The organism is Oricola nitratireducens (genome assembly GCF_014904745.1).
Lineage (GTDB): Bacteria > Pseudomonadota > Alphaproteobacteria > Rhizobiales > Rhizobiaceae > Oricola > Oricola nitratireducens.
In genome coordinates this window covers 30,355-43,553 of sequence record NZ_JACZCS010000021.1, presented here as the reverse complement: position 1 = coordinate 43,553, position 13,199 = coordinate 30,355, and the positions used below count along the sequence as shown (strand labels likewise).

The window sequence follows — 13,199 nt, the reverse complement described above, 5'->3', positions numbered from 1 at the left end:
CAGGCTGAACCGCGATGCGTCACCATTTCGAGGCTCTTCAGAAGACACGGGCGAACCATGTGCCCCTGTCGCCATTGTCCTTCCTGCGCCGCGCCGAAACTCTGCACGGCGCGCGCACGGCGGTGATCTATGGCACCATCCGGCGCAGTTGGGTCGAAACCTCCGCCCGCATTCGCGCGGTGGCCGGGGGGCTCGTCGGGCTTGGCGTGCAAAAGGGCGATACGGTCTCGGTGCTGAGCCCGAATATCCCGGAACTGTTCGAACTGCATTTCGCGCTGCCGTTGACCGGCGCGGTGCTGAACACGCTCAACACTCGGCTGGAACCCGAGACCATCGCTTACATTCTGGACCACGCGGACACGAAACTGGTGATCGTGGATCGGGAACTGGTGCCACTCCTGTCAAAAGCATTCGACCATCTGGGCCACGTCCTGCCGATGGTCGAGATTGCCGATCCGGACGTGCCGGGCGAAAGCCTTGGCGGCCCGACCTACGACAGCCTGCTGGCGAGCGAGCCCCTGCCGATCGTCCTTCCGGAGGATGAATGGAACGCGATTGCGCTGAATTACACGTCCGGCACCTCCGGGCGCCCAAAGGGCGTCGTCTATCACCATCGTGGCGCCTATCTCATGGCGCTTGGCACCGGGACCGCGTGGCAGATGCCGCACTATCCGGTCTATCTGTCGGCGGTCCCGATGTTCCACTGCAACGGTTGGGGCCACCCCTGGCTGATGGCCATGCTCGGGGGTACGGTCGTGTTCACCCGCGTTCCGGCAGCGGGCCGGCTCCTCGACGCGATCCGTGCCCATGGCGTGACCCATTTCGGCGCCGCGCCCATCGTGTTGCAGATGCTGGCCGAAGCAGAGTGCGGCGCTGCGCCCTTCGATCCCGCGATCCGCGTGCTGACGGCCGGGGCACCGCCGCCGCCCTCGGTCCTGGAAAAGACCCGATCCATGGGGTTCGACGTCATGCAGGTCTATGGCCTGACGGAAACCTTTGGCCACATCTCGCAATGTCTCTGGCAGGACGACTGGCACGATCTCACCCCCGCAGAGCAAGCCCAGTTGCAGGCGCAACAGGGCATGGCCTTCCCGATGGTCGAGGAGGTCACGGTGATTGATCGCGCCAGTGGTGAGCCTGTCCCGCGCGACGGCACCACACAGGGTGAGATCGCCATTCGGGGCAATACGGTCATGGCGGGGTATTACAAGGACGCCGAGGCCACCGCGACGGCCTATGAAGACGGCTGGTTCTGGTCCGGCGATGTCGCCGTCCTGAATGAGAGCGGCTATATCCAGATCCGCGATCGGCTGAAGGACGTGATCATCTCGGGCGGGGAGAACATATCCTCGGTCGAAGTCGAGGCTGTGCTCTATCGCCACGACGCCGTCCAGGCTGCCGCCGTGGTCGCGATGCCGCATGAGAAATGGGGCGAAGTCCCTTGCGCCTTTGTCGAATTGCGCGACGGGATCGAGGTCACTTCGGACGAACTCATCGCCTTTTGCCGCGCCCATCTGGCCGGCTTCAAAGCCCCCAAGGCTGTCATCTTCGAATCCCTCCCCAAAACATCCACCGGCAAGATCCAGAAGTTCCAGCTTCGCAATCGCGCCAAAGAACTGGAGTAAGCTGGAATGGCACTGCTCTCACCCTCGCGCAGGCTTCGTCGCACCGCTTTCTCGGAAGGCGTGGAAGCCGCTGGCGTCAAAGCCTACACCGTCTACAATCACATGCTCCTGCCGACGGTGTTCCGGTCGGTCGAGGAGGACTATCACCATCTGAAACAGGCGGTGCAAATCTGGGACGTCGCCTGCGAACGCCAGGTCGAACTGCGCGGTCCGGACGCCGGACGCCTCGCGCAACTGCTGACACCGCGCGATCTGCGCGGGATGCTGCCCGGCCAGTGCTACTACGTGCCCATCGTCGACGAGACCGGCGGCATGCTGAACGATCCCGTTGCGGTAAAGCTGGCCGAGGACCGCTGGTGGATCTCCATTGCCGACAGCGACCTGCTCTACTGGATTAAGGGGCTCGCCTACGGCTACCGGCTGGACGTTCTGGTGGACGAGCCCGACGTGTCGCCCCTCGCCGTGCAGGGGCCGCGCGCCGACGATCTTATGGCGGCGGTCTTTGGCGACAAGGTGCGTGACATCCGCTTCTTCAGGTTCACGCATCTCGACTTTCAGGGGCGCGACATGGTGGTGGCCCGATCTGGCTACTCCAAGCAAGGCGGGTTCGAGATTTACGTCGAGGGCGAGGACATCGGCATGCCGCTCTGGAACGCCCTGATGGAGGCCGGCACGTCGATGGACGTTCATGCCGGCTGCCCCAACCTGATCGAACGGATCGAGAGCGGCCTGCTGTCCTACGGCAACGACATGACCGACGACAATACGCCGCATGAATGCGGCCTCGGCCGGTTCTGCAACACCCAGACCGCGATCGGCTGCATCGGACGTGATGCACTGTTGCGTGTGGCGAAGGAAGGACCGGTCAAGCAGATCCGCGCGCTGGAGATCGACGGGCCCGCCGTGCCCGGCTGCGACCGCTGGTGGCCCGTGAAGCACGGGACAAAAACTGTTGGCCGTGTCTCGTCGGCTGCCTGGTCGCCGGATTTCAAGACAAATGTCGCCATCGGCATGGTGCGCATAACCCATTGGGACGACGGCACCGAACTGACAGTGGAAACGCCAGCCGGGCCGCAACAGGCCAAAGTTCACGAAAATTTCTGGGCATAACCGCGTTTTCGCAACGGCGTTGCAGACAACACACGAGTTCATGACGGAGCTACGGGGAACCTTCGAGCAGTACATCGGGTTCAACCGATAACTGACTTATGCTCGAAGTTTTAGCATGGCCTCTAATGATTGCGTCGGCGAAATTCGTTGCTCTGCTGCGTACAGTGTTCCGCATTTGCGAGCACTTTTTGCATCAACGAAAGAGACGTCAGCAGAAGTCCGGATAGCGTATTGCACGCCCCTGAGCGATGCGAATCCGAATTCTTTGTGAAGGACGGTGCGAAAAGTCTCGCACGAAGGTTCCGCACGACCGGGTCGAACCAAGGCTGTCGCACGCGGTCTGCTGCAAGTGCAAAACACGCTTTTCTTAAGGAGACGGGCGTCGTTGGAAGCCCGAAGCGGGCACCTGTTTCCGGCGCAGGTAAAGGGAGCGTCGAGGCCGAAGCCTGCGTTCAGCTTTGAAACAGCCGGCGGAACCTCAGGTCACAACCTGAACTCCGCCGGCTGGGTTCGGGCGCGTTTTCAGGCGCCTTTGGCGATAAAGCGATCGAGGATGTTGCGCGTGATCTTCTGCGTGTAGGGATCTTCCCGCTTCAGACCCATGACCCATTCGCACGTTGCTGCAGTCAATACTTCTCCATCGCCGAGCGTCATGTGAACCATCATCCCGGACCCATGCGCGTATCGGTCCAGATCGGCCTGCTCCTGGCCACCGGTGGCGGCCTTGACGAGTCCCCTGTGCTGGAAATCGCGCACGTAATACCGAAAACCCTCGCCCACCGGCTCATCTTCCATAAGCAGTGCCGGTGCCATCGCGAGAATCTGAATCGATTCCGGAATGCCCGGACCCGGCACGGGATAGGGGAAGCCATGACGGAACGTATAGTCCAGCCCGTCGACCTCGTAGGCGAAGATGCGGGCCTTCTCGCCGAACACATCCGCGTAATGCAGCCCGGTCCCTTCGAAAGCCCAGTGTTCCGGCCGGTATACGGTGAAACCCTTCTGGCCACCTGGAGCAAAGCCTCCCCAGGAGACACACATGCCATGCATGCCGTTCACGCCTACTGTCGATGCGCCGGGCCAGGCAATCGATTTGTCTTCCCAGGCCGTTGTCAGCGTGTGAGCCTGGTCGGTATCTCGGACAGGATCCTCTTCCGCAGCCATGAACTTGTAGCATACCTGCTGGGTACCGTCGTTCTCCAGCCGCACCTGCCATAGGAAATTGGCGCCGAAGCGTGCGAGGTTGCCCCCCTTCTCGACATAGGCCTCCATGGCCAGGCGCATCTCGCGCGTCCAGTATTCATCATGCCCCACGATCACAACGCAGGAATAGTGATCCAGCAGATCCGGCTTAAAGTGCAGATCCGACTGCGTGAGCATGTCGAGGGTATAACCCTCGCGTTCGGCCCACACCACGAAGTGCCGGTCGAACTGTGCCCAACCGGCCGCGGCGTAGAACTGCCCGAAGCCGTTCGCATAGGCGAACTCCTTCATTGGGTAGCGCGGCGCATCACCCATTTCAGGGGTCGGGTCCGCACAGATCCGAGGAGCCCCGGGCGGCAGCCAAACCATGCCGCGCGTCCAGGGACGCTGGGTGCTGAGCACCGGCGACGGCCTGTCCTTATCCGGACCGGCGGCGCCGAAATAATAGTTGGCGCCACCCCAGTCATTGTAGGCGATCCACGTGCTGGTAGGCAGGATCAACAGCATCTGCGCACGCGGCATCCGATCGGACGGACGGACGACGAAATAGTGGTGCTGGACAAAGCGCCCGCCACTGGGTCGGTCGCATGTCGACACGACACGGTAGAAGCCCGACTGGATGTCGTCGGGAAGCTTCCATCGAAACGCTACCGGCCAGCCGCACCCATCGCGGTAGCTGGCTTCCGGCATCGGGTGGAACACCCCCGCAAACTCACGCTCTTCCATCACCGTGAGGGGTTCGTAGCCGTCACGGTAGATCGTCATGGACCATGTTTGGGCCGTAGAGCTGGCGTGAAACGCAATCTCGTCGCCCGGATCATACGACATGGCGTCAGTGTAGACGTGCACCTCAGGAAATGCCGGATCGTTGTGAGGCGCGTCATACCAGGGGAAGGCCTGCCAGGAATGATCGCCATGCATCGGCACGGTCCTGGCGGGACGCCGGTTGAAATCACCCATTTCGGGCGGGGTGAACGAGGAATTTCTTGCCAAGTTGCGTTACTCCGGAATGGAGAAGGGAGTTGGATCCAGGAATCGATCCGTGACGCGTCGCGTTATCGTGCGGATCTCGTTGTCGTAATTGTTGTGGCTCAAGGAGAGGGCGTAGGAGATCGATCCCGTTGAGAATACGGCCCCGCCATTTGCTGTCTCGAAGAACAGCATGTCCGCCCGGACAAGGTTATTCTGTTCGCCGTCAAGACCATGCGACATCGTCCGAATTTCCTCGAGCGTCGGCAGAGCGCCTGGACCAAGGCCATGCGAGGTCGCGATCACCAGGGCGTGCTCGGGTGTGCCCAAATCGAAATCCGCCCGGTCAGTCTCGATGCCGACCGCTCCACCGACACGAGCTCCATAGTCGCCAATCGGCTTTCCATCGGAGATACCGTCCATGATGAAGGCAACACGCGGGTCTCTCGCTTCGGGCGTCGTCATGTAGTAGCCGGCATGGTCATAGACTGTTGCGTCGAAGCCCACGCCGACCAGAGCCTGGGGTGCAAAGCCGCTGTGCCGCCACAACGAGCCGGGTTCGCCCGTACCCGCCAAATGGACCTCGCCTGACTGCGACTCCCATGTTCGAGTACCGGCCATTCCTCGACGAACTTCGAGAGCCTGCGGCGCCTGAGGATGGAAGGCGCAGCGCCAGTAGAAGGAATTCGCGCCGAGGCAGAGATGTCGACCGCCCGCATTCTGGTAGGCCATCAGCGCGTTCATCATGTTGAGCGTGGAATACTCCTCATGCGTCGGCGTGATGATGGCCTGATATGGCTTTGTCCGTCGTCAGAACATTCGGCACAACTCGCGGCGTAGATTAGCGGAGTGCGGGCTTCGTCTGGGGGTTTATGTTAGGCGGCGAGCGTGCGGTGCTGCAAGCGCCGATATTCGATAGTCTGTCGCTTGATCCTTTCTCGCTGTTTGATGATCGCTGGAGCCCTGCCGAAGTAGGCATCGGCGGGCGTCACGTTGTTTAAGCTCTCGTGATAACGCTGGTGGTTGTAGTGCTCGACGAAGGCCTCGATCTGGGCCTCGAGATCGCCGGGCAGGAAGTAGTTTTCCAGCAGGATGCGGTTCTTCAGGGTTTGGTGCCAACGTTCGATCTTGCCCTGGGTCTGCGGGTGACACGGGGCACCGCGCACATGGCTCATTTTCCGGGCCTCGATGTATTCGGCCAGTTCACCGGCGATGTAGCTCGGGCCATTGTCCGACAGCAGCCGGGGCTTGTGCAGTACGGTGACGCTGTCGCAGCCTGAGGCCTTGAGGGCAAGGTCCAGCGTGTCGGTGACGTCCTCGGCGCGCATGTTGGTACACAGCTTCCAGGCGATGATGTAGCGCGAGAAGTCGTCGAGCACGGTCGACAGATACATCCAGCCCCACCCGATGATCTTGAAGTAGGTGAAGTCGGTCTGCCACATCTCGTTCGGGCGCGTGGTCTTGGTGTGGAACGCATCGGCTGCCTTGATTACCGTGTAGGCCGGGCTGGTGATCAGATCATGGGCTTTGAGCAGACGGTAAACCGTGGCTTCCGACACGAAGTAGCGTTTCTCGTCGGTGAAGCGCGCAGCCAATTCGCGCGGTGACAGCTCGCTGTGTTCCAAGGCCATCTCGACGATCTGGTCCTGCACCTCGGGCGCGATACGATTCCACACCCGGCTTGGTGCCGATGGCCGATCCTCCAGCGCTTCCGGCCCGCCCTCGAGATAGCGGTCGTACCAGCGGTAGAAGGTTCGGCGGGCAATGCCGAGTTGGTCCAGCGTGCGCTTGGCGGGCAGGTGCGACTGCTCGACGATCCTGATGATCTCGAGCTTCTCGGATGCGGGATACCTCATTCGTCGTCGCCCCCATCCGCGATCATGCTTTTTTTCAGCAACCGGTTTTCCAGCGTCAGGTCGGCCACGCATTCCTTTAGGGCGCGGGCTTCGCGGCGAAGGTCCTGCACCTCGCCGGTGGTGGCGGCACGAGCGGTGTCACCCGCAAGGCGCCGCTTGCCGGCCTCCATGAACTCTTTCGACCAGGTGTAATACAGGCTCTGGGCAATGCCTTCCTTGCGGCAAAGCTCGGCGATGCTGTCATCACCACGCAGACCTTCCAGTACGATGCGGATCTTGTCCTCGGCAGAGAAGTGGCGCCGTGCCTGTCGCCGGATGTCCTTCACCACCCGCTCTGCGGGGGGCTTTGTCGACGATTTTGCATTGGAGGATTTGGGCTTCATCTTCGTTCCTTCGTCACTGCGACGAAGCCCAAATCCTCCTTAAATCACAACCTCAAATCTGGGCCATAGGCGCTGACGGGGAACACAAGATAGGTATTCTGGATATCGATGACGAGAACCGCGGTGCGCTCGCGGACCAGCGCGATGTCCTCGGGGTCCTCGGCCGTCTCGTAGTAAAAACTGCGAAACGCCTTCTTCCAGTTCTGCATATTCCGGTTTCCCCTTTCAGGCCGGTACACCCATCCTTTCCAGGTAGTCCTGCCCGAGCCGCGCGGTGGTAGCTGCAAAACCGGGGGCCAGCGCCTGAGGTTCGGGCGCTTCGATATGGCTGCCGATCCAAGCCAGGAGGGCCATCCGCCGCATCATGACGAAGGTGTCGATCTCGGCTTCCTCCACCACGCCCAAGGTCCGGACCGAGCGATATCCGCGGACCCAGGCGGCCTTGAGCTCGGGGATGCGCGGGTCGTCCTCGATGAAGCTGATCGAGGCGGCGAAGTCGTAGAGGAACCAGCCCCAGCCACAATCGTCGAAATCGATGAGCCGGGTGCCCGTATCGTCGATGAGCAGGTTCGCAAGCCGCATGTCCGCATGGATCAGGTTGAAGCGGTCGGGTGCCTTGCCGAAGCCATCGAGCCGGGCGCGCACCGTCCGTTCCACCTCTTCCAGCACCCTGGCGACATCCGGCGTGACTTCGGGCGCGTCGCGCCAGTCACCCCAAGTCGCCTTGCGACCGAAGACGGCTTCCTCATCCCAGGTCAGGCGCCGGAAATCGTCGGGTTTCTGCCAACTGATCACGTGGTCATGGCAGCGCGCGGCGATCGCGCCGAGTTCTTCGTAGCCCGCAGTCAAGTCGCCCGTCTCGTCGGGTGCCTCTCCCTCGACGAAATGGAAGAGAACCATGAAGCGCGGCGCAGGAAGTCCGTCGATATGCCCTTCCTGGATAGGGTCGCCATTGCGCCCCATATGGACGCCGGGCGTCGTCACCACACCCGCGCTGTCCAGCGCCTCGAGCCAGGCAAGTTCGCATTCGATAGACCGGTGGGTGTGGTAATTCTCCCTGTGGATACGCAGCACCGACTTGTAGCCGCCAGGAGCCTCGACGAGATAGGTCGCGTTCTCGGAAACGTTGATGAGCCGCGCCTTCGCCCCCTCCGGCATGTCCCAAAGCGACAGCGAGGACTGGGCCAGCCGGTCCAGATGGCGCAGCATTTCTTCCAACGGCATGTCGGAACCTGACATTGCGTCCTCCTTCTACGGTCAGATTTCGGCGATGGCTTCCAGGGATTCGGGAATGATCTGACCGCCGTCGACCACGATCTGCTGGCCGGTGATATAGCCCGCCTCGTCGGAGGCGAAGAACAGCGCCGCATTGCCGATGTCTTCCACGTCACCCAGCCGCTTGAGGGGGATCGAGGCGGCCATCGTGTCGAGGTAGTCCTGCCCGAGATCCTGAAGCCCTTCGGTGTAAATGTTGCCCGGCATCACGGCGTTGATCGTCGTCTTGTAGCGCGCAAGCTCCATCGCCGCCGTCTTGAGGAAACCGAGCTGGCCGGCCTTCGATGCACCGTAATGCGACCAGCCGGGAAAGCCGGTGATCGGCCCGGTGATCGACGAGGTCAGCACGACGCGGCCCTTGCCGGCTTTCTCGAAATGCGGAATCGCCGCTTTTACGCAAAGAAAGGCCGAGCGGAGATTCGTTGCCATCACGCGGTCCCATTCGGCCGGATCCATGTCGACGATCTTGGTTTGCGGAAAGGCGCCGGCATTGGCGCACATCACATAAAGCCCTCCTTGCGCCGCAGCGACGCTGTCCGCCATCTCTCTGACCGAATCCCAGTCAGAGACATCACAGATCTCGTAGCGGACCTCGCCCTCGATTTCTTCAGCGGCTTTCTTCAGTTCGTCTTCGTGGCGTGCCGCGATCGTGACCTTGGCCCCCTGGCGCGCGAAGACCGTGGCTATGCCGCGGCCGATGCCCTTGGAGCCGCCTGTGACGATGACGCTTTTTCCTTGCAATGACGTGAGCATGCTTATGTCCTCCCAACGGTTTGCTCTGTTTCAGTCTTGGACGGCGCTCGTTTCCTTGTTGGCGCGCAGAAGCCTGGCCACCGCGAAGGCCGCGATGATCAGGACGAAGGATCCGACGACCGACATGACGCCGAGTGTCGGCACCAGCGGCGAGTAACCCGATACCATCTTGGCGTAGAGCCACTCCGGCAGCGTCGAATCCGCGCCTGTGGTGAACAGCGACAACGGGAAATTGCCCCAGCTGAGCAGGAAGGCGAAAAGACCCGCCGACACCAGTCCCGGCATGAGAAGCGGCAGCGTGATCTCGCGCAGAATGGTGAAGGTGCCCGCCCCCATGTCGCGGGCGGCCTCCTCCAGCGCGGGATCGAAGCTGTAGGCGCGTATTGCAACGATCAGCGTGGCGATGGGCGCGATCCAGACCAGATGCGCCACCACCGCGGTTTTCCAGGTCGGAATGATGCCCAGCGAGTTGAACCACATCAGAAGCGCTAGCCCGAGAACCGTCTGCGGAAAGAAGATCGGCAGGAGGATCAGTTTCTGGAACGTCGTGCGGAAACGCCAATGATAGCGGGCGAAGGCCAGCGCCCCAAAGAAGGCGACGACGACAGAGATGACGGTCACCAGGACAGCCACTGTCATGGAAGTCGTCAGCAATTCGCTGACAGTGCTGCTTCCAAGCGCCTCCCCATACCATTTCGTTGAGTAGCGCTTGATCGGAAAAGTTAGGTAGCGGGCCTTCGAGACAGAGGCGAAGCCCACCGACACGAGCGGGATGTAGAGGAACGCGATCACCAGAACGCCATAGACGTAAAGGACAATCCGGGTCGAGCGGCTGGTTGGCATCAGCGTTTCCTCCCCATAATCGCGTCGAGATCGACTTTCGACACACCGAAGAGCGCAAGCCCCCCGATGATGACGATAAGTATCATCGACAGAGCAGATCCAAGCGGCCAGTTCTGGCCGAAGGTGAATGCGGTCTCAATATCGTCGGCGATTGCAATCACCGCCTGCCCCCCAAGGATCTTGGATTCTGCCAGCGCTCCGGCTGCAAGGACGAAGGTCAGGAGCGAACCCACCACGATGCCCGGAGCCGCCAACGGTACCTCAATCTGCCACAACACCTGCGAGCGCGACGCGCCGAGGTCATAGGCCGCTTGCCGCGTGTCGTCCGGCACCATTGCGATCCCCTGCGCGAGCGGGAAAAGCATAAAGGGCAGATAGACATAGACCAGCCCGAATATGATGATCGGCACGTCATAGAGCGGGCTTTCGAAGCTGAGACCGGTCCAGGCACGCAGATGCCCTTCGATCAGCCCGCCCTTCATCAGCGTCAGCACCCAGCCAAAAAGCCGGATGTTTTCCGACACGAAAAGGCTCATCACCACGGCGACCGTCAGAACTAAGCCGAACCGCCCGAAGACCTTGGCCATGGCATAAGCCAGCGGCCAGCAGATCAGCAAAAGTATTATCGTTGCGGTAAGTGCCATGCCGAGCGACCAGAGCAGCGACTTGTAGTAACCTTGCGAAAAGAACAGCGAATAGGCGGAGAAATCAGGCATATTCGCAATCGAAAAGACTTTTTGCGGCATCACCGAGAAAAGCGCGACCACCGCCATCGGCGCCAGGAACGACAACAGCAGAACGAGCACTAGTGGCAGCGCCGACAGGAATCCCAGCCTACCATCGAGCCTGTTCATGCCGCCTCACCGATGAAGTGAGTGTTTTCGGCGTTGAATCCGAGTACTAAGGTCTGCCCCTCGGTCGCAGTCAGGCGATCTTCCCGCAACTTTTCGACCGTGACCATACCGTTCACCGTCTCGATCTCATATTGAATCCGCGAGCCGAGAGCGTATTCGCCGTGCACAATGCCCTTCAGCGAAAAGTCGAATCCGTCAGCGTCGCCGGCCAGTCGCACATATTCGGGCCGCACCATCAGAAGACCGCCGCTCCCGGGCGTCAGTTGCGACAGCCGCATGCCCGGACGGACCGACAGCGCGTCGCTCGCGATCCTGCCATCCGCGCCGGCGCTCAGCGGGAATAGATTTACCTCGCCCATGAATTCCGCCACGAAGCGGCTGACCGGGGCGCTGTAGATCTCATCGGCCACCGCGATCTGTTCGAACCTGCCCTCTTTCATGATGGCGATCCGGTCGGACATCACCATCGCCTCTTCCAGCGAATGGGTGATGTAAACGAAGGTCTTGCCAGTGCGGGCGTGAAGGTCCTTCAATTCCTTTTCCAGTGTCTTGCGCAGGCGGTAGTCGAGCGCTGACAAGGGTTCGTCGAAGAACAGGATCTCCGGATCGAAGGCCAGCGCGCGCGCAAGGGCGACACGTTGCCGTTCACCGCCGGAGCATTGGGATATTCGCTTGTCGTAGTAGGATCGCGGCAGGCGCAGGAGGTCCAGCAGTTCCTCGGCGCGGGCGCGCCGCTTGTCTTGCGGTTCCTTCCTGAGCTTGAGCGGAAATTCGATGTTCTGCCCGACTGTCATGTGCGGAAACAGCGCGAGCGACTGAAAGACCATGCAGGTCGGCCTGAGATTGGCGGGCGTCTTGTCGATCCGCTTGTCGCGCAGCCAGATTTCGCCTTCAGTGACCTCGTCCATCCCGACGAGCAGGCGGATCAACGTGGACTTGCCGCTGCCCGACGGTCCCACGATCGTGAAAAACTCACCCTCGACGATGTCGAGATCGATATCCCTCACTGCGGTGAAGGATCCAAATCTCTTAACAACGCCGCGCAGGCGCAGAAGTCCCGGAGAGCCCATTCGCCAACCTTATAGAGTTCCAGTTTTCGTTCCGGCGGCTCCGGGGCGGTGAAACACGCCCCGGAGCCTTTCGATTCAAGAACGGCGTTCTTGCGTGTAGATGTCGATCAACGTGTCATAAGAGGCCACGACACTGTAATCGAGCGAGCGCGCCATCTCTTCTTCCAGGCTGTCCATCTGGATCGCGTCGAGTTCGTCCTTATCGAACTGCGCCATCACTTCCGGATTGCCCATCTGGGCGACCGGATTGTATGTGCCTTCGGTGAAGGCCACGGCCTTGGCGATCTCGGGCGTCTGTACGAATTCGAGGAATTCTTCGGCCAGATCGCTCGGGTCGGGATTGTTGACGGCCGAGGTCAGCTCGATCCAGACGCAACCGCCCTTGCCGTCGACCGGGCCTGATTTTGGCGTGATGCCGCGGACATTCGTCGCCCCGTCGAACCGGGCGGGCGAAGCGGTATATGTGCCGCCAGTGAAGTAGGCGTCGATTTCGCCGTTGATGAGCGCGGTGTTCATCGCTACGAGGTCGTCGGTCAGGAGCTTGGAGCCGCCGAAGATGGTCTTCGCCGTCTCGCGGAACTTCTCGACATCAGCGCCTTCGACCGGAGCGAACGGATTCAGCCCCGCGGTCAGGCACATGTGGATGACGTTCCAGTTATCATAGGTCAGCACGCCGAACCTGTCCTTCATCGCCGGATCGAGGAACAGGTTCCAGCCCTGGTCCTCGGCCATCTCGCGGCTGATAACGTCGGTGTTGACGACGAAGCTGAACGGACCGTAACGCTGCGGCATCCCGATCAGGTTGCCGTCGTCGGCGAAAGCCAGCCGATAGGGCGGGGTCGAGAAATCGGGCAGCATCTTCTCAAAATAGGGCAAGAACCGCTCCTTGTTCAGCGGCTTGATGAGCTTTTCGGGGTAGAGCTGGTCGCGTGCCCAGGGCTGGTTGACATTGATGAGATCCCAGACTGAGGTCTCCCCCGCACGGAGCTTGTTGATCATGTCGGGGTCGGAGGTACCGCTTTCGGCACGCACCGTCGCGGCGGGATGAGCCTTGCGGAAGGGGCCGAGAACCTGGTCCGAGTTGTAGCCTTCCCAGCACAGGATGTTCATACGATCCGTGCGTCCGGCAAATGCGGGGCTGATCGGACCGGCTGCGGCCAGACCTGCAAGTGCCGCGGTCCGGCCGATAAATTGCCTTCTGGATAGTTTGTTGGTCATGTCCTTCTCCCTGTTGTGTTTTTTTCGGGGGTTCTCCCCT

General features: G+C 61.1%; 10 protein-coding genes and 2 pseudogenes. 2 read left to right on the top strand and 10 right to left on the bottom strand.

The annotated features are described in order from the left end of the window. Positions 1 to 14: 14 nt before the first annotated feature. Together IG169_RS11340 and IG169_RS11335 are read left to right on the top strand one after the other, a co-directional pair. A complete protein-coding gene (locus tag IG169_RS11340) occupies positions 15 to 1,625 on the top strand; it encodes an AMP-binding protein (RefSeq protein WP_193176323.1) in 1,611 nt (536 codons plus the stop codon). A 6-nt stretch (positions 1,626 to 1,631) separates the two neighbouring features. Then, entirely contained in the window at positions 1,632 to 2,735 is a 1,104-nt protein-coding gene (locus IG169_RS11335) for a dimethylsulfoniopropionate demethylase (RefSeq protein ID WP_193176322.1), read from the top strand. A gap of 522 nt (positions 2,736 to 3,257) precedes the next feature. Here IG169_RS11335 and IG169_RS11330 read toward each other — a convergent pair. The 10 genes and pseudogenes from IG169_RS11330 to IG169_RS11285 all read right to left on the bottom strand — a co-directional run bounded on the left by IG169_RS11330 (position 3,258) and on the right by IG169_RS11285 (position 13,159). Continuing rightward, positions 3,258 to 4,898, bottom strand: coding sequence for a N,N-dimethylformamidase beta subunit family domain-containing protein (locus IG169_RS11330; RefSeq protein WP_193176371.1), 1,641 nt, complete (start codon positions 4,896 to 4,898; stop codon positions 3,258 to 3,260). Positions 4,899 to 4,937: 39 nt separating this feature from the next. Beyond that, positions 4,938 to 5,696, bottom strand: a pseudogene (locus IG169_RS11325) (N,N-dimethylformamidase beta subunit family domain-containing protein); the annotation flags it as partial. 86 nt (positions 5,697 to 5,782) lie between these two features. Continuing rightward, a protein-coding gene (locus tag IG169_RS11320; protein WP_246717328.1) for an IS3 family transposase occupies positions 5,783 to 7,146 on the bottom strand; the annotation gives its coding sequence in 2 pieces (ribosomal slippage) (positions 5,783 to 6,796 and positions 6,799 to 7,146; 1,362 coding nt in all). Positions 7,147 to 7,232: 86 nt separating this feature from the next. Continuing rightward, positions 7,233 to 7,355 (bottom strand): annotated as a pseudogene (locus tag IG169_RS11315) (cysteine hydrolase family protein); the annotation flags it as partial. 16 nt (positions 7,356 to 7,371) lie between these two features. Beyond that, positions 7,372 to 8,385 (bottom strand): phosphotransferase enzyme family protein, encoded by a 1,014-nt coding sequence (locus IG169_RS11310; RefSeq protein ID WP_246717326.1) that lies wholly within the window; start codon positions 8,383 to 8,385, stop codon positions 7,372 to 7,374. 18 nt (positions 8,386 to 8,403) lie between these two features. Next, positions 8,404 to 9,174, bottom strand: a complete 771-nt coding sequence (fabG, locus tag IG169_RS11305; protein WP_193176319.1) for a 3-oxoacyl-ACP reductase FabG — start codon at positions 9,172 to 9,174, stop codon at positions 8,404 to 8,406. Positions 9,175 to 9,204: 30 nt separating this feature from the next. Next, positions 9,205 to 10,017: an ABC transporter permease gene (locus IG169_RS11300; RefSeq protein ID WP_193176318.1), complete on the bottom strand. Its 813-nt coding sequence runs from the start codon at positions 10,015 to 10,017 to the stop codon at positions 9,205 to 9,207. Continuing rightward, the gene (locus tag IG169_RS11295) at positions 10,017 to 10,871 is read right to left on the bottom strand and encodes an ABC transporter permease (protein ID WP_193176317.1); all 855 of its coding nucleotides are present in this window, start codon (positions 10,869 to 10,871) and stop codon (positions 10,017 to 10,019) included. The genes IG169_RS11300 and IG169_RS11295 overlap by 1 nt, the downstream gene beginning before the upstream one ends. Beyond that, positions 10,868 to 11,878, bottom strand: a complete 1,011-nt coding sequence (locus IG169_RS11290; RefSeq protein WP_343225641.1) for an ABC transporter ATP-binding protein — start codon at positions 11,876 to 11,878, stop codon at positions 10,868 to 10,870. The genes IG169_RS11295 and IG169_RS11290 overlap by 4 nt, the downstream gene beginning before the upstream one ends. Before the next feature lie 138 nt (positions 11,879 to 12,016). After that, on the bottom strand, positions 12,017 to 13,159 hold the full coding sequence (locus tag IG169_RS11285; RefSeq protein ID WP_193176315.1) for an ABC transporter substrate-binding protein: 1,143 nt from the start codon (positions 13,157 to 13,159) through the stop codon (positions 12,017 to 12,019). Positions 13,160 to 13,199 lie beyond the last annotated feature (40 nt).

Coding starts and splice junctions, on each gene's coding strand:
- IG169_RS11335 (WP_193176322.1), top strand. CDS start 1,632: ATGGCACTGCTCTCACCCTCGCGCAGGCTTCGTCGCACCGCTTTCTCG.
- IG169_RS11285 (WP_193176315.1), bottom strand. CDS start 13,159: ATGACCAACAAACTATCCAGAAGGCAATTTATCGGCCGGACCGCGGCA.
- IG169_RS11295 (WP_193176317.1), bottom strand. CDS start 10,871: ATGAACAGGCTCGATGGTAGGCTGGGATTCCTGTCGGCGCTGCCACTA.
- IG169_RS11310 (WP_246717326.1), bottom strand. CDS start 8,385: ATGTCAGGTTCCGACATGCCGTTGGAAGAAATGCTGCGCCATCTGGAC.
- IG169_RS11330 (WP_193176371.1), bottom strand. CDS start 4,898: ATGGGTGATTTCAACCGGCGTCCCGCCAGGACCGTGCCGATGCATGGC.
- IG169_RS11300 (WP_193176318.1), bottom strand. CDS start 10,017: ATGCCAACCAGCCGCTCGACCCGGATTGTCCTTTACGTCTATGGCGTT.
- fabG (WP_193176319.1), bottom strand. CDS start 9,174: ATGCTCACGTCATTGCAAGGAAAAAGCGTCATCGTCACAGGCGGCTCC.
- IG169_RS11340 (WP_193176323.1), top strand. CDS start 15: ATGCGTCACCATTTCGAGGCTCTTCAGAAGACACGGGCGAACCATGTG.